Below are 26,587 nucleotides of genomic sequence, written 5' to 3' on the forward strand. Positions count from 1 at the left end.
GCCGGATTCGTCTGGCTCGCTCCACCAGCCTCTTTCTTTTGGGCCGCCTTATCCCTTTTCCGCGCCACATCCCCCGCCACGGCCCTCCCAACCCCATAAGCCCCCAGCGCAACCCCCTTGGCTTTATCCGAACCGGATTGCGCCCCTTGTATGGCCTGTTCCTTCTCGCCAAGGTGCTGTCCACGTCCACGTCCACCGATCCACTGCGGTACCTGGTCGGCCAGATGAGTAATCAGGCCCATCAGGAACTTCATGGAGCCCCAGACGGTGCCCAGAATAATCGCTATGGTAGCGACGCCCCCCGACAATGCCCAGGTGCGACCCATCCATGCCAGTCATGTAGATGGACATGGCACCGCCCACAAAATGGCCCACGATAAATATAAGGAAAAACATGAACACGAAGCCAAACGTCAACAAGACGGGGCGCATGACGATGCCGATGACCGCGCCGTAGCCATACATCACCTAATGGGGCGCAAAGCCCTTTTTCTTCCACCACGTTATAGCGGTCATGGGACTCTGCGGCACAGCTTGGCCATCTTAGTAGGGCAAACCAAATTCCCATCACCCGCTTCCGACATGAACATCACAGAAGACAGATGCGTCGGGTTCAACACAGAACGCCCAACCTCGCGCGAACTTGCCTGCATCCTGCTCATCAACCCTGATACCCGTCCGCGCTTTACCGAAGAAAAACAAAAACAAACGACGACTTTATGATGCAAATCACTTAACCACTAATCACGGATAGCAGTATTCTCCATATATAAATCATGAAAATAACGAAAAAATGGAAAAAAACCGTAGACATGATGTATGATTCCATACTAGGCGAATGGTAAGCTGATGGCGAGATGCCCTTATCAACGCTGGCTGCTTCATCAAGAAAGCAAAACCGCATTGCTTATGTGATTTACGAAGGATTACTGAATCGTGCATCCAATTCGACAGAGACCCCACTCCAGTTTTCAATGCTCCGGTGAGCGTCTTGGAGAAACCATAAAACGCGCCTTCGCCAACACCACGCTGGAAGGTGGATAGAAAGCGATGAACAAAACCGCCTGGCCAGTTGCCGTTGCCTTCGTCGCTGTATTCGGCGTTATCCCCATACTGCAGGGAATACCCCCGGCATGCGCAGAGACAGAAGCTGGCATCCCCGTCCGTGTCCCGGTGCCGGCCATCATCGGGAAGTGCGAAACACTGGTGCCACCGATTATCATGACTGCGATCATCAATCAGGAAACCCACGGCAATCCGTACAGCATTTTCAACAACACGACCGACCAGTCCCTGACCTATCCCACATACGCACAGGCCGTCAGCGCGGGCGAGGCATTTCGGGCTAATGGCGACAGCGTTGACGAGGGCATCACCCAGGTCAATTCGATTTACCATCCGAGTTATTCCTCTCCCTATTTGTTCAAGCCTTGCGGCGGGATTCATGCCGGGGCCAATGTTTTCGACAGCATGTGGAAAAGATATGGCAGTTCCAGTTCAAACGTCCTGATAGACGCCTATCGTTCTATTGAGCATTACAACGGGAATGCGCAATCCAGCAAATGCTACGGCGAAGAGGCCCTGTTAAGCGTGGGCATCAACATCGGCCTGCATGAATGTGACGGAGCGGCGAGCGCGCGCGGGGGTACGCCGGGAATCCTGAAGATCGAGGACGCATCGGGCGGATACATTTCAGGTGGCACAGAAATGGTGAATAACGGCGGTATTGTCAGCACCGATAACGCCAGCAACGATCTGGTCAACGTATCCCAAAGCTCATTCGATGGCAGCTCAACGGTCAAGGCCGAGAAAATGCCGAATACAGAAGCCAAGAAGTCACATGAAAGTGCGGGCCTGATTGACACCATTCTGATTGTTCTTTCACTGATTATCCTGGTGATCTTCCTGGTATTCACCGGAGCTATCAGCTGGACCGTTGCGATGTCCATCGGATCCGCCGTCACCTCAACCGTCACCTCCATAGCCAGCGCAGCGGCATCAGCGGCGGCATCCGTGAAAAACTTGGGAAAATGAGAAAACGATAAGGAGTTTTCGTGAAAAACAGCGATGCGGTAGCCAGATACTGGCGCAAAAGTCTTTTCGATTCGAGTTATGCGCACGTCACGATCGGAGAGGGTACACGCGACGGTTTTCTCTTGCAGGATGGCGGTGCCGGAGAATGGCGCGTCCACAAGGACGTTTTGCGCGGAATCAACCACACCCAAGGGGGATCCTTCCTGTTGGGTATCGGCGGCATATCCCGCTCGACAGGTCGCGAAAGCATGCGGCATATCACCCCCATATTGCTGGTTCCGGTTTTGGTAGACCGGGAAGGGCGAACGGCGCCGGATTTTGACGCGGGCGGGCCATGGATACAGCGGGCACTGTTTTTCCGTCCATTCAGCTTTGCCGATTCCGAAAAGTCGGAATGGAAAGTCAGCACGTATCCGTTACTGGGTAACGCCGGAGAGAAGCCGGTAGAAGATCTGCCCTGGGAGAATCGCTGGCAAGTCGCCATGCCCATGATCGACAAATTGCTCAAGCTGATATCCGGCGGGGTCAATCCATGGAGCAGGGATAACGGGGCGGGTTTTCTGGAAGACATGCGCGGCAAGGTGCCAGAAGGGTGGGTCGTGGAAAAATCCGTCTTTTTCATCCCAACGCCTGCCAGTGAAATCAATCGGACCAAAATGACCGGACCGCTTCTCGTGGCGTATGACCAGATCATGGAAGCCATGATGTCTGGAAAGCCGCCGGAGCTGATCAACAACTTTACCCGCACCGGAGAGCACCTGAAACATCGCGCCCAGCCGTTAGGGATGGAAGATCCCATTTACACGATGCAGGCGCATGTGGCCCAGATTGGTGACGCATTCCCACTGGATCGCGATCAACGTCGGGCAGCACAGACTGCAGCTGTGATGGAAAACGGAGATATTCTCGCCGTTGAAGGACCGCCAGGAACAGGGAAAACAGCCTTGATACAGGCATTGGTGGCCGACGTGACGGTGAAATCCGCACTGACGAATCCAGATCAGCCGGGCATGGTACTGATCAGCTCTTCAAACAATCAGGCCATCGAGAACGTGCTGGAGGTCTTCGCGAATTGCGGCGGATACCAAAAAGAAACCGCCCTGCTCACACAAAGATGGCTACCGTCCATCGGGAGTGTGGGATTACATCTGGCGGCCTACAGCCGGGTAGCCAATGTCGATACGAGCCTCTGGAAATGGCCGACCTATTTCCCGGGCATGGACAGCATTACCACCATCTCACAGATGCGGGATGATTTTCTGTCGGGCCTGTCCTGGGAAACTTATCGGACGATGTTCGCCAAACAGTTTGGCGGCGCACCAGAAAGCCCAGAAGCCGCCGCCAAGTCCATCCTGGAAGAAATCAAAAAAATAGCAGAAAGCAGTCGGGCGGCCATTGGGGAGTACCGCAAAATTCAAGAGAGCCTCGATAAAGCCTGGTCCCTGAAAAAGCGGCATGGTTACGAGATCGGTATTGAATCCACATGGCGCGAACGCCTCCGTAACGTAAAAGCCGTTTACGATCAGGAGGTGGCGGTAGACGCGAGCACAGCTACCCGCATGATGCAGATGATTCCCGGCGCGAAAAAGAAAAGAGAAGAACAGAGAAATGCGGCCTTAAAAAAAGCGGGCATCGACACGACATGGGACAACATGCTCGACAGGATGCGGGGGCTGGCCATGGAAATCAAAGAAGCCAGCATCTTGACCAAGCAACTCACGGAAGCTTTTGGGGATGAAGCGACCCTGGAGAGCATCGGGCACTCCGTAAGCGAATGTGAACAGCTCAAGGAAAAGGACGAATATCTGGATACCACCCAGAGATCAACCATGTTCTGGTTGTCCGTGCATTTCTGGGAAGCCCGTTGGCTATCGGAAATGAGCAAGAGAAAACCGAACACACGCGGCCAGATACCCGCATGGGACTATGCGACAGACCGGAAGATGTCGGAAGAGGGGTGGAAGCTGCGATTTATGGCTTTCCCGGTCATGGTTTCCACCCTCTATTCAGCCCCGCGCTTCTTTTCATCCAAAAACCGTGAGCTGCTCATCGAAATGCTGGATCTCGTCATCATTGATGAAGCAGGGCAGGTCTCTCCGGAGCTGGGCCTGCCGACCATCGCCCTGGGCCAGAAACTGGTCATGCTGGGGGATGAATCGCAAACGGAACCGATCTGGACCACCAGCGAGGAAATGGACCGGGAAAACCTGGCGGTTTCTGAAATCAAAGGCTACGAAAAATACGAAGACATTCAGGATATGGGCATCACCGCCTTCGGGACCTCTCTGCAGGCCAGAGCCTATGCGACCGATACAACGGGGCATCAAAGGCTGGAAAAGGATCACCACCTTTCTGGATCGGGCATCACCCTGTCCATACACCGCCGCTCTTGCGAGCCGGTGATGCAGCTGTTCAACCGCATCAGCTATCACGGTCGGTTACAGTGCGCCCGAGCATTAAATGAAAAAGCGATCAGCCATGGTCTGGAGCCCTTGCAGTACATGCATATACCCAGCTTCTCCAAGAAATCCGGAGAAAGCCGGGTCAACGAAATCGAAGCACGCAGCATTGCCAGCTGGGTGGCTGCGAACAGGGAGCGATTGACGGGTATCTACGAGGTGCAATCACTCGAAAAGGTTTTGGGCATTGTGACGCCCTATGCGGCACAGGCGGTCACCATTACCAACGCGTTACGCGCTGCAGGTGTCATGGATCACATCACCGTAGGCACGATTCATAAATTGCAGGGTGCCGAGCGTGAAATGGTCATTTTCTCGCCCACGGTCGGCTATGGGGACTCCACCAGCTTTTTTGATGGCGCAGCGAATATGATTAACGTGGCCACGTCCCGGGCCAAAGACTGCCTGATGATTGCGGGCAATCTCGATATGACACCCGCAGCGCCCACAGCGTACTCAAGGACGGTGGCCTACCTGGTAGAGCGCGGTAAAGAGGTTTACATGAACGGGGCGATGCAGAAAAACATGCAGGACCTCAATGACTACGGGTTTGATGCGGCAGAAATAGATTGGGGCGAGAGTCTGAAAGAACAGATCCAGAAAATGATAGAAGGATTACAGGCTTCGGAAGTGCATATCACCATAGGGCAACAGGCGGATCTCGAAATATTCCAGTCGGGTAACGGGGTTTACGAATCCATCATGAAAGCCATTACGGACAATGCGGCGAAGGTGACAATCTTTGGGCGTCCGGACTGGGGAATGAAAGACAACCTGGACCTTTCGCGCCACGCCAGTGCGAACGTCACCATCAAGACGGCTTACGCACCATACACGGGTAGCACGATTATTGCTGCCAGCGAGAGGGCCACTTGCGCGATGGCGACGAGCACGATAGCCGGCTCCATTGCAGACTTGCCGAAACATCGGGTTCCGGGCCTATTTTTCTGTGGACACGCCGTCAAAAGCATGATCAAAAGCGGGTGAATAACCAAATTCAAAAGCGCAAGCGGGGAAGTAGATATTGTGGATTCTGAGTACGACGTGACGATTACCTGGTCACTGTGTAAAAACTATGATGAGGCCTGCGAATTCGCGCGGGTGCTCTATCTGCACACCCATGGGGATACGCCTATTTTATGGGGCAAAGCAGCGAGTAGTTGGCTCGCTGGAAAAACCCGCGAATATCAGGGATTACGGCTGACATCATACTATCTCGAAAGGGACCGGCATTGGATTGATCGCTGTCTGGCCCAGGGAGACCACCTGTATGTCGGCGAAGTGGACCGCGAGGCCCTCAAACGCAATCCCAGCATCGTCGGGGACTCGGTAGCCTGGCTGATAGCGTTGCACCCAACACCCTATAATCGTGAACGATTGAATATGAAGCCTATCCGGTTCCGGCATGTGGGGTACGTCCCTGCCTGTCTCATGAAAACGGACCAGGAGGAAAATTAGGTTGTTGTTGCGGGAAAAGAAAAGAAGAAAAGCCAATAAAAAAATGCTGGCAGTAGCCACTTTTCTGCTGTTTTTGGGGTTGGCGATGATAGGGCTCAGTCTGTGGCACATGGTTTCAGAAGGCGGGCAAACACAAACGGTAGGGCGATCATCAAAAATACCCACACATCAGGGCCCGCATCATGGCTGATCAGACGTACCTTCGGAAGCTGGAGGAGCTGACCCGAGAAAAAGGGGATGTGGAAACCGTATTGCTGGTCAGCTCCATTCTGGAAAAGGTGCTGAGAGAGCGTTGGGGCGCCCAGGGACGAGGACTGGGACAAATGGCGCGCGAGGTGCAGAAGCAGGTCGGAGCACGGCTTGCAGAAGAAATACGGCGCTTTGCCGGGTTGCGGAACAAGGCCGCGCATGAGGCGGTAACCTTTCGGTTATATGATCGTCAGAAAACTCTCTACCAAGGTGCAGAAATCTACACACAGCTCATGCGTTCCCAACCAAGGACGTGGGTTGAGAAAATGATGGATACGGGGATCTCACGCCGCTGGTTATTGCATAGCTTGGTGTGGATGGCTCTACCCGTCACAGCGCTGTTCTATTTGCCCTGGGTAGGCATCCAGCAAAGCAAGGGACGCTGGCGTAGAGAACGGCTCAAAAAGCCGCTCACGCCCGCATTGATGGCCTATCTGACGGTTCTGTTTCTGATGGTGAAGGTCAGCGTATTCCCCACACACGCAGGACTGATCGAAATGCTGCTCATGGCTGCATCGATAGCTTTGTATGTTCTGATATGTGCGGCTATCGGAATAAAAATGGTTGCTGACGTGCAAAACTAACCAAAAAACGACATGGATGGATGGTATAATCCGGTTATATCTCCTTGGAAGAGAGGCATACATGTACGATTTTGCAAAAATAACGGAAGAAAAAAAGAAAGAAATCATCAGCAAATCTATTGCGAGAGCGCACAATGTCACGCTGTTCGCAGAAGAATTAGGCTGCGAAGAAGACGATCTCATTAAGTATCTGGAAACCCAAGGAATCAGGGAATGTCCGGCATGTGGAACCTTCAAATCAGCGAGGGACTTCCCTCTGGACGAAGTGATGTGCAATCACTGCAGGGGGGGGGTTAAAATGCAAGACTGGATACTGCGGTATAAGGAAACGGTTTACTGCATTGCCAACGGAGAGGTCACAGAGCACATCATCGCCTCTGGCCTGAGCATGCGGGATGCCCTGGACCTTCAGAGCCAGGGTCGGTTATTTCCCACGAGGGAAGCGGCACGGGCCCACATTGGAAAAACAGGAGAAAAATGGACGAATCGAATAAACCCCCATTTGCATGGGTGATGGATGGACCTGGAACCTTCGACGGCTTGGCGAGGAACCCATCACTTCTCCCAGCGCGTCATACGAAAGTTATCAATAACGATGAAGAACGGATCGAGATAGAAACATCACTGTTCTTGCATCAGCATCATCGTCTTGCTTTTTCGGAGTTCCCAGACTTCGCATCGTGGGAAGCGGATCCGTTGGAGGGGCTCTCCAGAAAGGAACTTTTGGAGATGACGAGCAACACCTGTCCGCAGCTACCTGCTATCGACAAGTCATCGTGGCCATGGAAGCGCACAGACTCAAGTGTCACCTTTAATGCGGGAATCACAATGGGTTTTCAAGAAGACAAGTCAGAGAAGAATATCTTTATCATTACCATGTCTGCCAAATACCCAATGAACCATCTGGCGTGGCTTTGGGCCTTACAAAAAGGAGCAATCAGGCTACTGCCAATAATGACTATACGACACCCTATGCTCGTCATGATCATTGATCCTGATAAAGCAGACAGCACTCAACTTGAGGTGATTTACGATGACCCAGGAAACCAAATTAGTTCGCGACTCCGGCGCGCCCAACAGCTTAAAGAACATAGACTGATGTTATTAGCCGTTCCTCGCACTATGAAGACCTGGCTGGCGTCAGATGATGGGGAGCCATGCAGCCAGGATTGGTCAAATCATGCATTGTTTCTTCTTGAGCCTGTTGGCCAACGGTGTGCATTACGCCCCTTTAAGCAGGATAGCGTTCTTCTCAACAAACTGAGTACAAAGACATTTGTATCATCCAAAATGGGGTCATCAGCTATGTCCGATTAGAAAATAGCAAAAAATAGCAGAGAATTACTATATAGCAAATCCATGCTATAATTTGCTATATGGATAGAAACGATATATGGCACTACCCGAGGACCGATCTCGCACAGAAGTACGTAGAAACCCTGAATATCGGGTTGAGCAATGCGCTTGCCCTGTTTGCGCCGCGCCGGATGGGGAAAACCGAGTTTCTCCGCAAAGACCTCACTCCGGCCGCAGAAGCAGCGGGATACTGGGTCATCTATGTATCTCTGTGGGAAGTGAAAGGGGACCCAGGCCGGGCGCTGATCAAGGAAATACAGGCGAAAGAACAAAGCCTTCTCCGCAAAGCAGTACAGAAAGTACGTACCGGACCAAAGCTCAAATTTGGTGCAGGATTCATGGGCGCAGAAGGCAGCCTGACGGTAGGCGGGGAAGAAGATAAAAAAATAAGTTCACAAGATCTGATTGAGCTGGGCGAGGTGATGCGCCACCTGGCGGAAGGGAAACGGCCAGTGCTACTTCTCATCGACGAGGTGCAAACGCTGGCTGAAGAAGCCCGCTACGGTGCACTGGTAGCCGCATTGCGCAGTGCACTCGACAAGTATAAGGACAGGATCAAGGCCATTTTTACCGGCTCCTCACAAGATGGCCTGCGGCAGATGTTCAACAGGGAAAAAGCCCCACTGTACCAGTTTAGCCAGCAACTCTCTTTTCCTCTGATGGATAGGCCATTCGTTACACACTTGTTAGGCACCTATAAAAAGATCACCAGGAACAAGCTGGACGAAAATCGCGCATGGCAAGCTTTTGAGGAACTGGAACGGGTTCCCCTGTATTTTCGGTCATTATTGGAAAAAATGGTGCTTACAGGCTCGCAGGACTTTGACATTGCCTTGCAGGAAGTCCGCGAAAATATAGAAAAAGCAGCTAATTACCCAGAAAAGTGGGAAGGCTTTAGCCCCATGGATAAGGCCGTACTACTCCAGATCATCGATTCAGGCAAGGTTTATGGCAAAGAACATCGCGCCAACATGGATCACTATCTGGGCATCCCCATAGGGACAACCAAGGTATCCATAGTCCAGCAATCCATCAGGCGGCTCATGGGACAGGGGGTCATCACCAATTCCGGAGAATCGGGATCCTACAGTATAGAGGACCCAACCTTTCTTGCCTGGGTCTGCAAAAGCGAAAAGGTATAAAAAAATATGGAGCAAAAAATAACCACACCAGAAATTGAATGCCGTATCCGCGTTATGATGGCTGAGCGACATATCAAAACGATCAAAGAACTTCACCGACGATTAACCCAAATAGGCGTCACCATATCCAGTGCACAACTCAGCCGGGTCGTGGACGGCAAGTGGCAGCGCATCAACTCGGAATTACTGGCAGGCATGGCGGTCGTCATGGATTGTGAAATCGGCGACCTGCTGCGACTGGCCAGAACACAGCGAATCTAAAAGTGTTGCAATAATCACTGGAAATGTAGCAGAAATAAATGGAAAAACAGGAAAAAGTCCATTGATTGATGCAACATTCCACGAAATTTTGCTACAAAAAATGATAAAATCCCCATATTACCTGGGGTGTAGCTCAGCTTTGTAGCGCCTTTTGATCTAAAAAAGCGTTTTTGTAGCAGCTATCAATGTAATTTGTAGCAGAAATATCTGTAAAAAGGGGAAAAATCATGGATGAATTTGAATCAACCCGAGCCAGCACATTGCAAGTGCTTTTATCCGCTTCAGATTGGAATACCACCATGGTGGACGCGGGGATCGCCTCGAAGGATTCCTATTTCTGGTATCTGTACGACGAAAAGAGCGACCACCTGCAGCTGATCCAGCTCGCCCGCGACGAAACTGATCTCTTGCTCGCGACCACAATCCAATTCAGTACCGATGAAGTGCGCAGCGCCTTGGGCACCCTGATGCGTGATATGAAAACCAGTACCGGCGAGAAGAACTGGCAGGCCCTGGGCGCAATGGCCATATTCTACTGGCAGGGGACCACCACCCGATTAGTCACTCCCAGGGAGGTCCGGCATCGTTTTATCATCGGCTACAATACGCCAAGCGGGACCTCGCTGCGGCCGTTCGCGGCACCCTTGGGCGGTGACGTGAACTGCCCGCTGGCCTCGCAACAGGTAAAGACGCTCATCGAGCAGGTTATGCAGGACGACAAGCAAAAACATCCAGAATGGTTTAAAAAGCAGCCAAGTTAAAGGAGGCGTTGGACCATGCAGCCGCGTTTTACAACATCAGGGTTGTTCAATGAGATGATCAGCGCCTATGCCAAAGACGAAGAGGGGGTGCTGGATAACACTGCCCTCTATGCCGCCATAGCTGCCGGCATGAAGGGTCAGGAAAACCGCATGGACCAGCGCGTGCCGATTGGTCGTGATGGCATACCAAGGTCCCCACAAAAAAGAAAAGTACGCTGGTATCAACAAACCCTCAAGAATATGGGCATCCTGGAGCGTGTCCCTGGAGAACGTGGAGTGTGGAGACTGACAGAAAAAGTCGGGAAAGACCTCCATCGCGCGGCCAATAGAATCACCATGGTGGCATTCAGCACGGATCTCGGCGTAGCCATCTGGGGCAATCACGAGGACGTTTTCAGATCTCTCGATGAACCAATCGCATTATGTGTGACTTCGCCGCCTTACCCGCTACGCAAGGCCCGTGCTTACGGCGGCCCGGAAGAACAGAACTACGCTGATTTTATCTGCACAGCTCTTGAGCCAATCGTGCACAATCTGATACCCGGTGGCAGCATTGTCCTGAATGTCAGCAATGATATTTTTGAACCCAATCAGCCGAGTCGCTCATTATACCTTGAACGCATGGTCATCGCTCTGCATGACCGTCTGGGCCTGGCCCTGATGGACCGTATTCCGTGGGTGAACTACAGCAAACCACCCGGGCCGACTTACTGGTCTTGCATCAACCGTGTGCAGCTTTCAGCAGCGTATGAACCCATTTTTTGGTTTACCAATGATCCTGGCCAGGTGCGATCGGATAACCGCCGGGTACTGGAAGCGCACACGGCCCAACACCGGAAACTGATGCAGTCAGGCGGAGAAAGGCGGGTACGCGCCTATGGGGACGGCGCCTATCGGCTTCGGAAGGGGTCATTCGCAACTGAGACACCAGGGCGCATTCCGCGTAACGTGATCGAGAAGGGGCACAGCTGCCCAGACACCAGAATATACAGAAAATTGGCGAGATCAATGGATCTACCCGTACATGGAGCCATGCAACCAACGAGCATCCCGGACTTTTTCATTCGTTTACTGACCGAGCCGGACGAGCTGATAGTAGATCCTTTTGGGGGCGTCGTGAAAACCGGGCTGGCAGCAGAGAGACAAGGGCGGCGCTGGCTGGTGACCGAATGGATCTGGGAGTATTTAAAAGGCTCTGCAGCCATGTTTGAGGCCTTGCGCATGGCGGGCTCGGCATGATGACCACCACCCTCAATCGCATTAATAGATACGCCCAGGGCTGCTCCATATCGTTGACCTTTTTGCTGCAAGACCTTTACAAAACAATGCCTGAGCATGAGCCGTTACCATTCACAACCATCCTCGAACGGAATGGCCTTGAAGATGCACTTTTTTGTTGCCGTGCCGAACCAAAGTATAACCGCGAATGGCGCCTGTTCGCGGTCTGGTCCGCCAGGCGTGTTGTTCAGGACAAAGCCTGTCTCTCTATCATCAACGCGGCCGAGCAGTATGCTTACAGAAAAATTTCAAGCAAAGCGTTTGAACGGGCTCGTGAGGCGGCTTTTCATCTGCGTGCGGATCAAGCTCCGGCCAATAATACAGGCCAAGGACTTCATCCCGTGTGGATTGCTGCGTACACGGTACTGCCGTCCGCTGCGGAGGCTGCACTCCACACATCTCGCGCGGTTCTTGGATATACAGCTATACAATCACAATTGAGTCGTTCGGCTTACAACACAGAAAAAATTGCCCAGATAGCCAGATTCCGTCGCGTGATTACAAGCCACAACACACAGAGCAAGCGGAAAAGAACCCCCAAAAGAGTCTGGAAAATATGGTGTGATGGAGCTTGCGAGGTGAAGAAACCAAGACCTTGCGCCTGGGGCGCTGTTATTAAATCGCCAGAGGGCACCAGAACTGAACACAGCGGTTTTATCCAGAAAAACGGGACCAAAAATATTGCGGCACTCACAGCAGCCCTAGAATCCTTGCGAAGAGTCCCCGAAGGCGCAACAGTGATCCTCTGTTTGGACAGCTATCACACACTTAACGGCCTGAAAGAGTGGATTCCCGTCTGGATCGATAGAAACTGGAAGACATCAAAAAAGACGATCGTTCCGAACAAAGAGATCTGGCAAGAACTCCACAAGGAATACATGTCACGTCATGTCACGTTGGAATGGGCGCGCGCCCATGCCATCCGCACTGAAAACGAATGGGCCGATAAATTGGCCAGGATCGAGTTGCAGGAAGAATGCGGAAAATCATAAAAAACCATGCTTTTTACACAAAAAAGCAATAAATAGATACGAAAAATAACCAGAAACCAGTTTTATAACATGAATCATGGTGTATACTGGCATCAACAGCGCAAGAGCAGTTCAGCGCATAAACCTATTTGAAACAAGGACCCTAGCCAGTGGTGGGGAGAAAACCGGGCAGCGGAGACAGAGCAACGCGGTGAGCGTCAGACTTGCAAGACAGCTGGCGGCTATTACCTCCACATCGGACAGGCTCTGGGCAAAGTCGAGCAGACATCGAGAAGGTCGGGTAATTTCAAATGGCTTGCCTAACGGCGGGCCATTCACCAACACAACCAAGGAGAACACGCGTTGAAAACCGATTTCACAGAAGAGCTGACCGCCATATTGGCACTTTCTGGGGACATCGCCGACGTAATCCGCAAGTATAACGATTACCACTCTGTCCATGCCGTCAACGCAAAGAATCAGACGTTTGACGCAACGAGTGCCGTGCCGGACATCATGCTGTTGTCAAAAATGATTATCAATCTTGTGGATATAGGAAAAAGCATCCAGGATAACAACGCAAAGCGCCTTGATTTTGAGTGCCATTACCTCATCGACGTGATTGAGGCCTATCAAAAGGACAATGCTACGATTCCACAGGCAGGTAAGCGTACCTTTGATTTTTGGAGTACAGAAATCGACCTCGAAAGCCTTATTCCGCATTTACAGTCCATCCTGGACAAGATTGCAACGGAAAAACCTGAGAAAAACATGAAATCAGCATAAGGAGCCCTTCATGCAGCAGGCCGCAACAAAAGCGCACCCAGACATTACAGCGAAGAACCATCTCCATCTGCCGACCATCGATCCGCAAAACCATCAAAAATACAGCAATAACCTATATAGATTCTTGAAAAAAAGAGATCCGGAATGGGTTGCAAGCTGTCAGGTCTATAGGGACCAAGACCAAATGCTCTGGATTGGCGTCATGGAACACGGATGGTTCAGCGCCTGCACCCTGCTCGGCGTACTATGTCTGGGCGCAGCAGAAAGAACCGGATCATATGCGCTGCAGCGCTTTACCAAAATAGAAGAGGTCAAAGGTTTCTGGGAAGAGTATATGCGCGTTGGCCGCTGTGCAATCGATCCGAAGCATCAACGCGCATTTCTGGAAGATGAGAGCCGATGGTTAATGAGCAAGGACCAAACAACCAGATCATGCCTGTGGTGCGGAGAAGTGAAACAAAGGCTGGTGATAGAAGAAGAAATGATCGAACACCGGAAATGGGTTGAAATTTAGGAATAAGTTTCTGGAAAATGATAAAAAACCACACAAAAAAAAGACTCAAAATCGTCAAAGGCACCATCCTTGCGTTGCTGGCCTGTACCGGCATGGCCTTATGGGCTACGGCAAGCGCCGCGCCGTTGGCCCAGCAACATGAGCGATACCTGGACCGTATGGCCTTGATAGACGCGCGTAAGGACTTCACCCAGTCACCCAGCCCAAGTTATGTACTGGACAAAAATGCGGTGCTCCGCTTCTCCAGCACTGCCTCTACTGGCCTCATCATTATCGGCGACAGCATTCTCACGGGATGGTCCGGATACTTTGCCCACATTTTCCCAAACGCCTTGATCGACGGGCGGGTAGGCCGCCAGTTTTCGTCCATCATCCCGATCTGGGAGTCCTTACAGAAAACCGGAGTAACCAGACACGTCGGTTATGTGGTCGTGGAGCTTGGGACGAACGGCACGGTTTCGCCGCAGAATATGCGCACTTTCCTGCATCTGGCTGGCAACCGTCAAATCCTTCTGGTCGTCCCGGAAATGCCCAGGCCATGGGAGCATGAAGTGCAGCAGCTCTATTTCAGGACCGCTGCAATGCATCAGAACGTACACCTGGTCCGATGGGATCTTCTGAGCCGCAACCATCCGAATTATTACTGGACCGATGAGGTCCACCCCAACTGGATGGGCATTCAGGTCATGGTCCACGCAATTGCCGTCAATCTGCAGCAGGTCCTCTTTGAGCAGAAGGCCCGCCTAACCGCAGAAAATGTACGGTTAAGCAGAGAAGTCGAAACAAGCAAAAAGGAGGCATCGTAATGCAATATGTAGGTGTCGAATCTGGCGAAAATAATGAGCATCCCGTTATTTTTGTGACAGAAAGCGCGCAAAAATCCCGCAAATGGGGTGCCGCAAGGCCAGAACAGGTGCATGGGATCAAAACGCACCGCCGTATTCGTCGTTTATACCAACTGAAGTCCCGGCTTGAAATAGAAAAGCTCAGATCGAACCAGGCAATAATAGAACACCTCATGCTGAGCGAAGAAAGGCATAGTGAATAGGAGATTTTTGTTATGCCGAAGCGGAAATACGCGACGACTTATTCAAGAACACTTGCTGCATAAATTCAACCAACTAAATATTCAGGAGCTTTACATCATGAACGAAAATATACCACACGAAAAAACCCCGGATGTTGAAGACGTCAATTCTGAGACGGCGGTTACCATCCTGTCTAATACCCATCATACGGTGCAAATTGGCACAACAAGGCATGGCATGGAATTATTTGAGGCCACCAAGGATCGACAGACGGGTAAGGCATCCAGTTTAACACTTGGAATTACGGGTGGGACTGGCACGAGAGCGGAAAAGATTAGCAATTATCTCGAACCCATTAACAAACTGAACATTGAACCAGTACAGGAGAGCACCAAATGCTAACCCACGTTTATGTCGAACCCAATGCGGGTGTCACCCCAATCGTTCAAATCATCAACAGCGCCCGGCGCGAGGTAAACCTCGAAACCTACTTTCTGAGCGACAGGAAAATCCTGAACGCTCTGAAAAGTGCAGAAAAACGCGGGGTGAAGGTCCGCATCATGCTCGAAGAAAAGCCCTATGACATGCCCTCCTGGAAAGTCCAGAAAGAAAAAAGGGAAGCATTAGCCACAGGTGCTGCATTTAAGTGGTCACCTTATCGATTCACATCGCACGGCAATCACTGGGCGTTCGACCAAGGTTTATGTCATCTTTATGTCGCGTTGCGTGCGATAAGTATTTTTATAAAACAATCAGATAAAACCGCTAGCAACAGATTTAGTGTAGCGTTCGGAATCTTTTCATACAAGGCTTTTATCTTTCCCAAATGACTGCGATTGAATTCAGCCTCAGTCCTTGTCTTCTGCCGTTGTTAATCACTGATGATCGTGCGGCTCGTGCATGCGAAACGGCAATGCTTCAGACGTCGCGTCGTTCTGTAACCGCAACTCAGCCGCAAATTCGTGGGGTTCAGCCGGAGCGACCGCGCTTTGGAACTGAGCGTTATGAGTGTTATCGGACAGCCCTGACAGTGGAAGCGCTTCGGTATGCGCGGGATGGTTATCTCGATAAATTACAACTTCAGCTTGCAGATCCGGTAGCTTATGGGTGGCGGTGAAACGTAGTCTTTCTCCTGCTGGTGTATCGATGATTTCAATGTAGCCCTCAGCAAGCTTGCCGAGCACCCAAATCGGTGCCAGCGCAGTATGCTCATGGTGATGGGCGTCAACCGATTTCATCCTGTTCCCGTCTGCGCTTCCACTTGATTTTATATCGAATGGTCTAATGCGGATGTGTACCGACTGCAATGTCGGTACATGGTCCATCAGATCATGCTCGAAAGTGGCCACAACGGCATCCGCTTGGGCTACGGTAGTATCACTGGTCACCGTGATGTCGATCTCCGCAACCAGCCGATGCCCCAGCCATCGGGCGCGCACATTGAGCACGCTGCGAATCCCAGGGACATGCTCGGCGGCATGCCGGATTTCATCAATCACCGACGGCTCGACACCATCCAACATACGCGTTAATACCGCCTTTGCCGATTGCCAGACGATGCCAAATATTGCAATGGTAATCAGCAACCCAATGATCGGGTCGGTCAGCGGAAAGCCTAGCCACACGCCAACCGCAACAACTACGACTGCCAGGCTGGTTAGCCCATCGGTGCGTGCATGATAGCCGTCGGAGATAAGCGCCGCACTGTTGATCTGTCGGCCAACCCGGATGCGGAAGACAGCTACTGCCTCATTGCCGAGAAAGCCGGCCAGACCCGCAGCTGCTACCCACAGCAGTTGTTGGATCGGCTGCGGATGCAATAGGCGGTTAATCGCTTCATAACCAGCAAAGAGCGCGCTGAAAAGGATGATGAAAACTATCACGACCCCGGCCAAGTCTTCGACGCGTCCCAAGCCATACGTGAAGCGGGAGCTTGGAGCGCGTCGTACCAACCTGAACGCTATCCACAGTGGAATAGCGGTAGCGGCGTCACCCACGTTGTGGATCGTATCAGCAAGCAGCGCCACGCTGCCTGACAGCAGTACGACTGCGAACTGGAGCAAAGCAGTCATGACCAGAATCACGAAAGACCACTTGATCGCCCAAATACCTCGTTCTGTGGTGGCGATGATCGGATTAACTACACCATGGGTATGGCCATGGTCGTCACCACCATGGTCATGATGTCGCCCGTGTGCGTGGTTGCTGCCTTCTGGCTGAGCAAAACCGAGCCAAATGAGAACCGCTTTGAATCCGGAGGATACATTTTTCATAGATATTTGGTGATTTCTTTGAATTCATTGATTGATGCCCGCGCTTGGCTTGAGTCCGCACCGACGGCAAGCTCTAGGCAATGGTCAATGTGGTCATGCACCAAAGTCTTCTTAGCGTTAACAACCGCGCTCTCGACGGCTTGAAGCTGCTGGGTAATATCCAAGCAGGGGCGCCCTTCTTCCAGCATGGTGATAATACTTTTGAGGTGGCCTTCGGCCCGCTTGAGTCGCTTGATGATATCGGGGTGCGATGTGTGCTTAGTCAATGTTCATTGCTCCTAACCTAGAGGATAGGATGATACAGAAAGGAAAAGTTCAGCGCCACCTGAATAGCTGTCAGAATTTGAATGGTTGACATGTCCGTTTTTCGACGGTAGAAAGGCGTCTGAATTCTTCACACAGGAGGGCCAGCGACTTGGACAGTGACCCTAGTTGCTTTCACAACGCACCGTTGCAATCCGTAGATCGGGTGATCCTGGCATAGTCGCTGTTGCCATTGCCCGGTCCTCGGGTGATGGAGTATCTCCATTCGTTATCGTTGTTTTGTGCACGCCACGGTAAGCGTGTTCCGGTCGCATGCCCGTAAAGGAGCATACGATGACAACAAACATACCCACTAAAAACATCACCGATACGTTGGCGGCTCTTCCAGATGACCAGCGTTATAGAGCTGCTGACCGTTGGCGGGTCCACCAGTTACGGGAAGCACTGATTCAGCATCCTTCCTTTTGGAAACGGCTCTGGCTCTTTTTTACCCTTGTTGGACCGGGGATTCTCGTTATGATCGCAGATAACGATGCCGGAGGTGTGATCACTTACGCCCAGACGGGAGCGACCTACGGCATCGGTTTTTTCATCCCCTTCCTGCTTCTGATGGTCCCGGTAGCCTATGTGGTGCAGGAGATGACCGTGCGTCTTGGGGCTGTTACGGGACGGGGACATGCCGAGATGATCTGGGGCCGTTATGGGGCCTTCTGGGGCGTATTTTCTCTCTTTGACCTGGTGGTGGCCAACATCCTGACCCTGGTGACCGAGTTTATTGGTGTGACGGTAGGGATGAAGGTTTTTGGCGTGCCGCCCATCTGGAGCGCTATGGGAGGTTTTGCGATGGTCGCCGGAGTGCTGCTCTTTCTGCGTTATCACACCTGGGAGCGGGCGGCACTATGGATTGCAGTGGGAAATCTGGTTTTTGTGCCACTTGCTATTGCTGCTCATCCCCACTGGGGACAAGTGGCAGCAGCCCTGGGGAATTGGCATATCCCGGCGGGGATAGCCGTAGGGGGCTTTCTGTATGTCATCCTGGCTAATCTGGGCACGACCATAGCGCCGTGGATGCTCTTTTTCCAGCAATCCAGCGTAGTGGACAAGGGGTTGACGGTCCGAGACATCCGTGTCGGACAGATGGATACGGCTTTCGGCAGCATCCTGATGGGGGTGGTAGCTATTGCTCTCGTGGCCCTAACCGGCACCTGGGTCTATGGGACGCCGGGCGCGGCGGACTTTGGGGTGCATCGTATCATGGGGGCTCTGGTGCACAGTCCTATCGGTTCAGTAGGGACGGCATTGTTCGCCCTGGGACTGGTGGAAGCTGGACTGATTGCCGCCATTGCCATTACGGCCAGCACGTCCTGGGCGGTGGGAGAGGCCTTGAATTTGCCGCGTAGCATCAATCTGCCTCCACAACGGGCTTTACCCTTTTATCTCTCGGGCTTATTGGGCACAGCACTGGCAGCAGTCGTAGTGCTCATTCCCCATGCACCCTTGGGCTTTCTCAATCTGACCGTGCAGGTAGTGGCGTCCATCTTTATGCCGGCAGCGATGCTGTTTCTGCTGATGCTGCTCAACGATCCCGAGGTCATGGGGGTTTATGTCAATCGGCCATGGCAGAACATGGCCGCTTTCGCCATCGTGGCGGTATTGATTGTGGCCAATGGTCTCTATGGGGTGACCGTGGTATTTCCGCATCTTTTCTAGTCGCGGTTGGGACAGGGTTCTGAGATTTGGCTGACTTTGCTGAAGCATCATGGGAGGAATAATGAACAGGTTCAATGAAACAGAAAGGCTACAACGGCAGGAGGCGGAAGCTTTTGCCGTGTTTTGGGATCGGGAAGGGGTGCGGGACCTGCCGCCCCTGGCGCGGGCACCGGTCCAAGGCTGGGTGCGATGGGCCTTTTGGGGGCTACGGGCCTATATCGTGGTGATGCTGGTTTTGGTCTCCATCGGGTTTGCCCACGGAGTCCATTGAGATGATGCAGGCACCCCTAGAAGGACTAGTACAGACCGGTGCGGATCTGTTTCTGGCCTTCATCCTGGGGGCTCTCATCGGGATCGAGCGGCAATGGCGGCAACGCACGGCAGGTTTGCGCACCAATACGCTGGTGGCCGTAGGAGCGGCGATCTTTGTTGATCTGGCTTTGCGTATGGGAGGTGCGACCGACGCGATACGGGTGGTGGCTTACGTGGTTTCTGGGGTCGGTTTTCTTGGCGCAGGAACCATTATGAAGGAAGGCGCCAACGTACGCGGCCTCAATACGGCAGCCACTCTCTGGGGTTCTGCGGCGGTAGGAGCCTGTGCCGGCGCGGAAGAGTGGGCGCCGGCCTTGTTGGCAGCAGCTTTTGTACTTAGTGCCAATACTTTGTTGCGGCCCGTAGTCAACCAGATCAATCGTCGGCCTTTGGATACCGGCGGTACGGAGTTGACGACTACTGTGTACTTGATTGTGGCCCGTGGGCAGGAGGGTGATCTGCGGGATGCCGTGACGGAGATTTTGGAAAAGGGTGGCTACCCTATACGGGAGATGCGGATGCATTCCTTTGGCCGACAGGAGACGGAGATCGCGGCAACGCTCCTGACTTCCAGCGTGGTTGAGGAAGAACTGGATCGGTTGGTGGAGCGTCTGGAACATCTGGGCGACGTGCATCAGGCCTTCTGGCATCAAAGTCCCGGCGAGTAGCCCTGCTTAGAGGAGTGTTGAGATTGAACGGCTCCCTGGAGCTTAGAAGAAGGGTAAACGTTGCGAGATAATCTGCTCCCTTGAAAAAATCACCTACTTGGCATCCAGCAGGAGGATGGACTTCAAATTTGCATTATTGTATTTAATGAACTTTACTGAAAGGGATGGCGATGGGAACGGAAATCTTAGCAATTCGTGTCAAGAGAGTGATATCCGAAGTGTTGGGTGTGCCTGAGTATGAAGTCACTGATGAAGCGATTTTTGTGGAGGATCTGGGTGCCGACTCGCTAGACATTGTGGAACTGGTAATGGCGTTGGAAGAAGAATTTGACCATGATGTGCCAGAAAATAGTTTGGCGGATCTGAGAACAGTTGGAGATGTCGTGAACTATTTGACATCACATAAAGATTCTCTCTAGTCTTGTTCGTGTTTGTTCCTCAATGTTTCAAGTAGATGGTCAGATATTCAGATTTATTTATTATTATTCAGTATCATAACTTAGCCGCTTTCCAGACCACGGTTTCACCGCTGCGCGCTATGAAATCTGACTTGGATCAGCTGAATAGTAGTCGTAGTAAAAATCTCCGGATATGGATCTGGTCTAGGGCGAACTCTCTTGACGCCTTTATTCAAGACAATGATTGGGGAGAGGGATTATGCATCAGATAACCAGGGTATCAGGACAGATTATTGCTGCGATGGGCCTCTATTTCAGTGTATGCACATGCTCGGCTGCCGGATTAGTGATCGCGAGCGAAAATCCGCTACTAAATCCACCGATAAATAGTACTGAGCAAAGCATTCAGCAAAACGATGAAACAGAAATTCAGCAACAACTTCAAAATAATCGGAATACTGAGCAGTCACAACAAAATCAACTCCTTCAAAATGATCAGAATGCTGAACAGCTACAACAAAATCAGCTTCGTCTTAATCAGCAACAGGAACAAGATCAATTACAACAAGAAAAAGAAAGAGCACAGATGCAGGAAAATCAGGAGCAGATTCAGAATGAACAGTTACAACAACAATTACAGTATCAACAAATGCAGAATCGCCTCCAAGATCAGAACGAGGCGATCCGCTGAACAGAATGGACAGAAAGCATCCTTAGTTTACGGCGTTTACATTTTTCCCTGGACGCACGAAGGCCCCAGCCATTGCTGACCGAGACCACGGCTTTCACTGCTGCTCCGCTTGTGAAATTTAACGCAGTGTGATTTGTCGCAATCTTTGGCAAATCGTCCACTCGCAGGCGAACTCTCTACCTTCCTGCGGTTGGTCCCCTTAACTACTCAGACTGAGGTGGGAACGTTTTAGCGAATAACTAAAAAACCGCTTATTTGTGAACACTCCACAGGCTAGAAGCTAAAGCCGGTGGAGTGTTCACATCGTTAGGGCCGTAGTGTGCAGGACAGCATCCTGACCTTGGCGGAACTGGAAACGCTCGGGGTTGCCTTTGTAGTTCTGGGACATATCGACATGCGTACACCCATGGGCTACATGATGGCGCACCTCCTGTCAGCTGTTGCTGAGTTTGAGCGTGAGTTTATTCGGGAACATGATCGCTCTGGCTTGGTCAACGCCACGCCAAAGAAAAGGGCCTGGGTCGCTCCTGCACGATCGCGCGGCAAGTGGACGAGGGCGTGTCTCTGATCAAGCTGTGCGTAACCATCGACAATCAGCTTGGTAGGAACCGGAATGGTTGACTCTCCAAGAAGGTGTTATTCGGGTCGTTCCGCCGAGTAGTGCGCTCTTGGCTAGAGCGTGGTGGAGTGGTAATATTAATAGATATGTTCTAAAATGAGAGCATATATGGATAGGTGTGATGTATTTATTTAAAGGAGATATAGTTATGGAACTAAAAGGTAGTAAGACAGCAGACAATCTCGCAAGTGCCTTCCAGGGAGAATCAATGGCTAATCGGCGTTATATGTACTTTGCCTCCAAGGCCGATGTCGAAGGCATGAATGATGTCTCCGCAGTTTTTCGCTCCACCGCAGAGGGCGAAACCGGACACGCCTTTGGTCACTTGGAATACCTCGAGAAAGTCGGGGATCCGGCGACTGGGGAGCCCTTTGGAGACAGTAAAGCCAACCTCAAAAGTGCTATCGCCGGCGAGACTCATGAGTACACCGACATGTATCCAGGCATGGCCAAAACGGCGCGTGAAGAGCAGTTCGATGAAATCGCCGATTGGTTCGAAACCTTGGCGAAGGCTGAACGTTCTCATGCGGGTCGATTTACCAAGGCATTAAACGAAATCGGCTAAATATTTCGGGCCTTCGGGCCCGGTTTTGAACTAAAAGGATACTTGAATGGCTGATGATTCTTCACAACAGGCATCTGATAAAGCGCCTTATCGCCATCCCATCGACTGGAAACATCCTGACTTCTTCAATCAGGAAAAACTTGATCAAGAAATGGAGAGGGTCTTTGATATTTGCCATACCTGTCGGCGTTGCGTAAGTTTATGCCATTCCTTCCCAACTCTATTTGATTTGATTGACGAATCACCCACTATGGAGCTCGACAGCGTCAACAAAAAAGATTTTCAAAAAGTTGTGGAGCAATGTTTTCTTTGCGACTTATGTTTTATGACAAAGTGTCCATATGTTCCACCCCACGAATGGAATGTAGATTTCCCCCATTTGATGCTGCGCGGGAAAGTCGTCCATTTTCAAGAATCAGGTGCTTCTCTACGTGATCGGACACTCACTTCCACGGACTTACTGGGGAAATTGGCCGGTATTCCGGTGGTTTCTGAAATGATCAACCGGATCAATAAATCCCCTAAGGTTCGTTCCAGCATGGAAAAAGCCATCGGAATTGCCAAAGATGCGCCACTGCCCCCCTTTGCAGAAACTTTAGCTAAGCAGCGTCTCAGAGAGCTCCTGCCAACAATTGGAGTGCAAAGCAGCGAAGCTGGAGAAAAGACTACTGGCAAAGTGGCTTTGTTCAGCACTTGTTATGGTGAGCACAATGATCCCGATATTGTTCTTGACCTTGCCCGTGTATACGCTCATAACAACATCCAGCTTACTTCCGTAGAAAAGCAGCACTGCTGCGGAATGCCTAAGCTGGAATTGGGCGATTTACACGCTGTAGAACGGGCAAAGCAAGCAAATATTCCTCAACTCCTGGAGCTCGTGAACAGTGGCTATGACATCGTGGCACCAATTCCTTCCTGTGTACTGATGTTTAAGAATGAACTACCACTGTTGTTCCCTGACGATGAAGATGTGCAGCGCGTAAGACGGCACCTGTTTGATCCCATGGAATATCTATCGTTGCGTTTGCAGGAAGGGCTGTTGCGCACTGATTTCCAGCACTCATTGGGGAAGGTTACCCATCACGCTGCTTGTCACCAGAGGGTACAGAACATCGGCAGTCGCGCCCGCGAAATCCTATCCCTTGTTCCTGAAACAGAGGTGGAAGTGATTGAACGTTGTTCTGGGCACGATGGTACGTACACGGTGAAAGCTGAATTTCATGCATTTGCCTGCAAGATAGGCAAACCGGTGGCTAATCAGATGCGCGAGGCGCATCCCGATCACTGGGGAAGTGATTGCCCATTGGCCGCAACGCAGATTGAAAAGTTATGGGGGGAAGGGGCTCCTTCCCCTCAGACTCCATGGCGGATGCTTGCTTATGCCTATGGACTAGTATAAGGAGTGATGTTATGCAGAAATTACGAAAAGAAGACCTATGGAGCTTGGAATTGTATGACCAAAAACGCCAAGCATTTCGTGCCCAACTAATTGAACATAAGAAAAATCGACGTCTGCCTCTGGGTGCGCACGCGAACCTCTATTTTGAGGATCGACTGACCATGCATTATCAGATACAAGAAATGCTCCGTGCGGAGCGTATTTTCTCCTCTGCGGGAATTGCTGAGGAATTGGAAACCTATAATCCGCTGATTCCAGATGGTGACAATTGGAAAGCGACATTTATGCTGGAATATGAAAATGTCGAGGAAAGACAATTGGCTTGTCGTGAATTTATTGGAATTGAGGATAAAATTTGGGTGCAGATCGGCGAAGAAGCACGCATCTACGCCATTGCCGACGAAGACCTTACACGTGAAACGGATGAAAAAACATCGACTGTTCATTTTTTACGCTTTCAGCTCAATAACGACCTGAAACAAAAGGCCCTAAATGGCGCCGGCATTCGGTTTGGTAGCGATCATCCTAACTATAAGGTCCAGGCGACGGTTAGTGGGGCAATTGCCGAAGCGCTATTGGAGGATCTCTCAGAGGATGTGGGTTAAGTTAGGGCCGCAGCCAGGGCAGGCAAGCCGCCTGGACTTTAGCAGAAGTCTCGGAACGGTTAATGCTGGGCAAGGAAGCGGGCGAGATGGAGCGGCAGGAATTAGTGCATTCTTGATCTTTCAGGTGCCGTGGAGGCGGTGCAGCCGGCACCTATGAAAGATGAGCCGGATAGTCCTGATCAGGAGTGGTGATGCCTGTTACTATGACGTATTCTCTGACAGTTACGGCGTAACGGTTTCTCATTGCGATCAGAGTTAGAAAATGGCCATAAATGGGCTTAAAAAATCGTCAGATAATATTGGGTGGCAAATTTAAACTACTTATTAATACGGCCCTTAAATACCCGACCATCCTGTGATAATATATAGAGCATGGAAAGGATCGACGTGCGCAGCTTGACGATGGAAGGGAGGCAGATGCTTCGCCAGATGGTGGTTCGTCTGCGCAAGCAATCCGGGATGAGCGTGAAAGAGTTGGCCAAGGTATCTGGCGCACATCCCACGACCATTAAAGGCTGGTTGGCGCGGGCGCGTACAGAAGGAGAAAAAGGGCTGGGAGAGAAGCGCCGAGGTCGGCCGGTAGGTGCCTGTCGCAAACTGACCCTGGCCGCCGAGGCCTGGATACGCGATCAGATCGTCAAGGGTAACCCTCAGCAAATAAAGTTGCCTTTTGCTCTATGGACGCGACCGGCGATACGCGCGCTGATTCGAGACCATTTTGGGGTGGATCTACAGGAGCGTCTGGTGGGTAAGTATCTCAAACGTTGGGGCTTTACTCCGCAACGCCCTGTCAAAAGGGCATTGGAGCAGAATCCAGAAGCAGTCCGTCAGTGGTTGGAACAGGATTATCCCCGCCTGCGCGCGCAAGCGGCCCAAGAGGGAGCGGTGATTTATTGGGGGGACGAGACGGCCGTCAAGGAAGATGCCCATTGGGTGCGCGGGTATGCGCCTCGGGGACAAACGCCGGAATTGGCGGTTCCCGTCCGATGGGCCACGCTCTCCATGATCTCGGCGATTTCTCCGCAGGGCAAAGTCGCTTTCCAGATTGTCGAAGGCAGTATTGATGCGGAGCGTTTCATCACTTTTCTCACCGCCTTGATTCAGGACGCGCCCCAGAAAATCTATCTGGTCGTCGATAATCTGCGGGTGCATCATGCCAAAGTGGTAACGGCTTGGCTGGCAGATAAAAAAGACCGCATTGAACTGGCCTTTCTGCCGCCCTACGCGCCAGAATCCAACCCCGACGAATACCTGAATCGGGATTTCAAAACTGCTCTGCGCACAGGTGCAGTCAGTACGTACAAAAACTCTTTAATGGCAAAGGCAACGGCTTTCATGGATCGTCTGTGCCAAATGCCACAAAAGGTCGCCAGCTATTTTCGCCATCCTTCTGCCCGCTATGCTATGTCGGGTATTTAAGGGCCGGATTAATAAAGTGGTTGGGGTTCCTCGTCATTTCAAGTGGGTAGCCTGAGATCCAGCTTGCCCAGGATCAGGTAGGCCATGTTGATAAAGTTCTTGTGCGTACGGTAACCCCGAGCCTTGGCCTTGGCGGATTGAATGAGGCTGTTGAAACCTTCCAGAATTCCATTGGTGATCTGGCTCTCGAACCATCGGAGCACGCCATCCCAGTGATTCATGATGGTGTAGGCGACCTTGACGATAGGCGGCAGATCGCTGGTTCTGGCGTTTTCCAACCAGGCTTTCAAGAGGGTGGCCCCCTGATGGCGATTCTTGATCGTGAAGATGTCCTGAAAGGTCAGGCGGAACTGGTAGGCCTGCGCCATCTTGAGGTTCTGGTCTTTGAGTAATGCCTGCAGCTTTTCTTTCTGCTTCACCTTGAGGTTGCAATCGTTCTTGAGCCAGAGCCAGCGGGTCTTTTTGAGATTTGGCTGAGTGAGGACTTCCCCATTGCGCACGTCGTCTACGGCCTCGTTGACGAGCTTCATGAGGTGAAAACGATCGAAAGTGATCTCCGCATTGGGCAGGTGCTCGGCAGCCCCTTTCTGGAAGGCCGGCGAGAGGTCCATGCTCACATCGGTGATCGCTTCAGCGCTACCACCATGGGCCTGTAGATCTGCGGAGAATCTCTCAAAGGTCTTGGCATCCTTGCCGGGAGTAGCGAACAAGAGTCGCCGGGCATCCAGATCCACGAAGAGCGTGATGTAGTCGTGGCCGCGCCGACTGCTGGTTTCATCGACG

Annotated in this window: 32 protein-coding genes; 28 read left to right on the forward strand and 4 right to left on the reverse strand. The window is 51.7% G+C overall.

Annotated features, from left to right (window positions below; genetic code table 11):
* On the reverse strand, nucleotides 1–254 hold a 254-nt coding region (locus tag BLW97_RS15550; protein WP_158025200.1), incomplete at its 3' end, for a hypothetical protein.
* A 13-nt stretch (nucleotides 255–267) separates the two neighbouring features.
* On the opposite strand from BLW97_RS15550, the gene BLW97_RS15555 reads away from it, so the two are divergent.
* From BLW97_RS15555 to BLW97_RS15645, 18 genes are all read left to right on the forward strand, one after another.
* Nucleotides 268–723 carry a hypothetical protein gene (locus BLW97_RS15555; RefSeq protein ID WP_143214938.1) on the forward strand — a complete coding sequence of 152 codons (456 nt, stop codon included), beginning with the start codon at nucleotides 268–270 and terminating at the stop codon, nucleotides 721–723.
* 327 nt (nucleotides 724–1,050) lie between these two features.
* Nucleotides 1,051–2,034, forward strand: coding sequence for a lysozyme family protein (locus BLW97_RS15560; protein WP_031572020.1), 984 nt, complete (start codon nucleotides 1,051–1,053; stop codon nucleotides 2,032–2,034).
* Nucleotides 2,035–2,054: 20 nt separating this feature from the next.
* Nucleotides 2,055–5,480, forward strand: coding sequence for a DEAD/DEAH box helicase (locus tag BLW97_RS15565; RefSeq protein WP_075323849.1), 3,426 nt, complete (start codon nucleotides 2,055–2,057; stop codon nucleotides 5,478–5,480).
* Nucleotides 5,481–5,519: 39 nt separating this feature from the next.
* The gene (locus tag BLW97_RS15570; protein WP_143214939.1) at nucleotides 5,520–5,951 is read left to right on the forward strand and encodes a hypothetical protein; all 432 of its coding nucleotides are present in this window, start codon (nucleotides 5,520–5,522) and stop codon (nucleotides 5,949–5,951) included.
* 182 nt (nucleotides 5,952–6,133) lie between these two features.
* A complete protein-coding gene (locus BLW97_RS15580; protein ID WP_075323852.1) occupies nucleotides 6,134–6,784 on the forward strand; it encodes a hypothetical protein in 651 nt (216 codons plus the stop codon).
* Nucleotides 6,785–6,800: 16 nt separating this feature from the next.
* Nucleotides 6,801–7,298 (forward strand): hypothetical protein, encoded by a 498-nt coding sequence (locus BLW97_RS15585; RefSeq protein ID WP_035210362.1) that lies wholly within the window; start codon nucleotides 6,801–6,803, stop codon nucleotides 7,296–7,298.
* Nucleotides 7,262–8,101, forward strand: a complete 840-nt coding sequence (locus BLW97_RS15590) for a hypothetical protein (RefSeq protein WP_031572004.1) — start codon at nucleotides 7,262–7,264, stop codon at nucleotides 8,099–8,101. Before BLW97_RS15585 ends, BLW97_RS15590 begins: the two co-directional genes overlap by 37 nt.
* 59 nt (nucleotides 8,102–8,160) lie before the next feature.
* The gene (locus BLW97_RS15595; protein ID WP_031572001.1) at nucleotides 8,161–9,282 is read left to right on the forward strand and encodes an ATP-binding protein; all 1,122 of its coding nucleotides are present in this window, start codon (nucleotides 8,161–8,163) and stop codon (nucleotides 9,280–9,282) included.
* A gap of 6 nt (nucleotides 9,283–9,288) precedes the next feature.
* Entirely contained in the window at nucleotides 9,289–9,543 is a 255-nt protein-coding gene (locus tag BLW97_RS15600; protein ID WP_031571999.1) for a helix-turn-helix domain-containing protein, read from the forward strand.
* Between the two features lie 227 nt (nucleotides 9,544–9,770).
* Nucleotides 9,771–10,304: a hypothetical protein gene (locus BLW97_RS15605; RefSeq protein ID WP_031571997.1), complete on the forward strand. Its 534-nt coding sequence runs from the start codon at nucleotides 9,771–9,773 to the stop codon at nucleotides 10,302–10,304.
* A 15-nt stretch (nucleotides 10,305–10,319) separates the two neighbouring features.
* A complete protein-coding gene (locus tag BLW97_RS15610; RefSeq protein WP_031571995.1) occupies nucleotides 10,320–11,543 on the forward strand; it encodes a DNA methyltransferase in 1,224 nt (407 codons plus the stop codon).
* Nucleotides 11,540–12,574: a ribonuclease H family protein gene (locus BLW97_RS18770; RefSeq protein WP_242947849.1), complete on the forward strand. Its 1,035-nt coding sequence runs from the start codon at nucleotides 11,540–11,542 to the stop codon at nucleotides 12,572–12,574. Before BLW97_RS15610 ends, BLW97_RS18770 begins: the two co-directional genes overlap by 4 nt.
* 342 nt (nucleotides 12,575–12,916) lie before the next feature.
* Nucleotides 12,917–13,339, forward strand: coding sequence for a hypothetical protein (locus BLW97_RS15620; protein ID WP_075323854.1), 423 nt, complete (start codon nucleotides 12,917–12,919; stop codon nucleotides 13,337–13,339).
* 10 nt (nucleotides 13,340–13,349) lie between these two features.
* Nucleotides 13,350–13,853: a hypothetical protein gene (locus BLW97_RS15625; protein WP_075323855.1), complete on the forward strand. Its 504-nt coding sequence runs from the start codon at nucleotides 13,350–13,352 to the stop codon at nucleotides 13,851–13,853.
* A gap of 17 nt (nucleotides 13,854–13,870) precedes the next feature.
* Entirely contained in the window at nucleotides 13,871–14,659 is a 789-nt protein-coding gene (locus BLW97_RS15630) for an SGNH/GDSL hydrolase family protein (RefSeq protein ID WP_075323856.1), read from the forward strand.
* Nucleotides 14,659–14,901 (forward strand): hypothetical protein, encoded by a 243-nt coding sequence (locus tag BLW97_RS15635; protein ID WP_075323857.1) that lies wholly within the window; start codon nucleotides 14,659–14,661, stop codon nucleotides 14,899–14,901. Before BLW97_RS15630 ends, BLW97_RS15635 begins: the two co-directional genes overlap by 1 nt.
* A 97-nt stretch (nucleotides 14,902–14,998) precedes the next feature.
* The gene (locus tag BLW97_RS15640) at nucleotides 14,999–15,283 is read left to right on the forward strand and encodes a hypothetical protein (RefSeq protein ID WP_075323858.1); all 285 of its coding nucleotides are present in this window, start codon (nucleotides 14,999–15,001) and stop codon (nucleotides 15,281–15,283) included.
* Complete coding sequence (locus BLW97_RS15645; protein WP_075323859.1) at nucleotides 15,277–15,711, forward strand: phospholipase D-like domain-containing protein; 435 nt, start codon at nucleotides 15,277–15,279, stop codon at nucleotides 15,709–15,711. The genes BLW97_RS15640 and BLW97_RS15645 overlap by 7 nt, the downstream gene beginning before the upstream one ends.
* Nucleotides 15,712–15,756: 45 nt before the next feature.
* Here BLW97_RS15645 and BLW97_RS15650 read toward each other — a convergent pair whose 3' ends face one another.
* A complete protein-coding gene (locus tag BLW97_RS15650; protein ID WP_031575388.1) occupies nucleotides 15,757–17,154 on the reverse strand; it encodes a cation diffusion facilitator family transporter in 1,398 nt (465 codons plus the stop codon).
* On the reverse strand, nucleotides 17,151–17,420 hold the full coding sequence (locus BLW97_RS15655; RefSeq protein WP_031575386.1) for a metal-sensing transcriptional repressor: 270 nt from the start codon (nucleotides 17,418–17,420) through the stop codon (nucleotides 17,151–17,153). The genes BLW97_RS15650 and BLW97_RS15655 overlap by 4 nt, the downstream gene beginning before the upstream one ends.
* Nucleotides 17,421–17,751: 331 nt before the next feature.
* Here BLW97_RS15655 and BLW97_RS15660 point away from each other — a divergent pair, with 331 nt between their 5' ends.
* The 10 genes from BLW97_RS15660 (at nucleotide 17,752) to BLW97_RS15705 (ending at nucleotide 25,804) form a co-directional block, all read left to right on the forward strand.
* Nucleotides 17,752–19,128 carry an NRAMP family divalent metal transporter gene (locus BLW97_RS15660; RefSeq protein ID WP_031575383.1) on the forward strand — a complete coding sequence of 459 codons (1,377 nt, stop codon included), beginning with the start codon at nucleotides 17,752–17,754 and terminating at the stop codon, nucleotides 19,126–19,128.
* Nucleotides 19,129–19,189: 61 nt separating this feature from the next.
* A complete protein-coding gene (locus BLW97_RS15665) occupies nucleotides 19,190–19,399 on the forward strand; it encodes a hypothetical protein (protein WP_035211440.1) in 210 nt (69 codons plus the stop codon).
* Between the two features lies 1 nt (nucleotide 19,400).
* Nucleotides 19,401–20,108 carry an MgtC/SapB family protein gene (locus BLW97_RS15670; protein ID WP_139112102.1) on the forward strand — a complete coding sequence of 236 codons (708 nt, stop codon included), beginning with the start codon at nucleotides 19,401–19,403 and terminating at the stop codon, nucleotides 20,106–20,108.
* Nucleotides 20,109–20,278: 170 nt separating this feature from the next.
* Nucleotides 20,279–20,527, forward strand: coding sequence for an acyl carrier protein (gene acpP / locus BLW97_RS15675; RefSeq protein ID WP_031575377.1), 249 nt, complete (start codon nucleotides 20,279–20,281; stop codon nucleotides 20,525–20,527).
* Nucleotides 20,528–20,765: 238 nt separating this feature from the next.
* The gene (locus BLW97_RS15680; RefSeq protein ID WP_075323860.1) at nucleotides 20,766–21,197 is read left to right on the forward strand and encodes a hypothetical protein; all 432 of its coding nucleotides are present in this window, start codon (nucleotides 20,766–20,768) and stop codon (nucleotides 21,195–21,197) included.
* Nucleotides 21,198–21,516: 319 nt separating this feature from the next.
* Nucleotides 21,517–21,765: a recombinase family protein gene (locus BLW97_RS20485; protein WP_031572416.1), complete on the forward strand. Its 249-nt coding sequence runs from the start codon at nucleotides 21,517–21,519 to the stop codon at nucleotides 21,763–21,765.
* 199 nt (nucleotides 21,766–21,964) lie between these two features.
* Nucleotides 21,965–22,381: a rubrerythrin family protein gene (locus BLW97_RS15690; protein WP_031572415.1), complete on the forward strand. Its 417-nt coding sequence runs from the start codon at nucleotides 21,965–21,967 to the stop codon at nucleotides 22,379–22,381.
* 46 nt (nucleotides 22,382–22,427) lie between these two features.
* The gene (locus BLW97_RS15695; RefSeq protein WP_065975405.1) at nucleotides 22,428–23,780 is read left to right on the forward strand and encodes a heterodisulfide reductase-related iron-sulfur binding cluster; all 1,353 of its coding nucleotides are present in this window, start codon (nucleotides 22,428–22,430) and stop codon (nucleotides 23,778–23,780) included.
* 11 nt (nucleotides 23,781–23,791) lie between these two features.
* Nucleotides 23,792–24,385 (forward strand): DUF3501 family protein, encoded by a 594-nt coding sequence (locus tag BLW97_RS15700; protein WP_031572413.1) that lies wholly within the window; start codon nucleotides 23,792–23,794, stop codon nucleotides 24,383–24,385.
* Nucleotides 24,386–24,772: 387 nt separating this feature from the next.
* A complete protein-coding gene (locus BLW97_RS15705; protein WP_242947850.1) occupies nucleotides 24,773–25,804 on the forward strand; it encodes an IS630 family transposase in 1,032 nt (343 codons plus the stop codon).
* A 38-nt stretch (nucleotides 25,805–25,842) separates the two neighbouring features.
* Here BLW97_RS15705 and BLW97_RS15710 read toward each other — a convergent pair.
* Nucleotides 25,843–26,587, reverse strand: a 745-nt coding sequence (locus tag BLW97_RS15710) for an ISL3 family transposase (RefSeq protein WP_143214940.1), incomplete at its 5' end; no start/stop codon positions are given.

Origin of the sequence: Acidithiobacillus albertensis, from assembly GCF_001931655.1 — a bacterium.
In the GTDB taxonomy this organism is placed as follows: domain Bacteria; phylum Pseudomonadota; class Gammaproteobacteria; order Acidithiobacillales; family Acidithiobacillaceae; genus Acidithiobacillus; species Acidithiobacillus thiooxidans.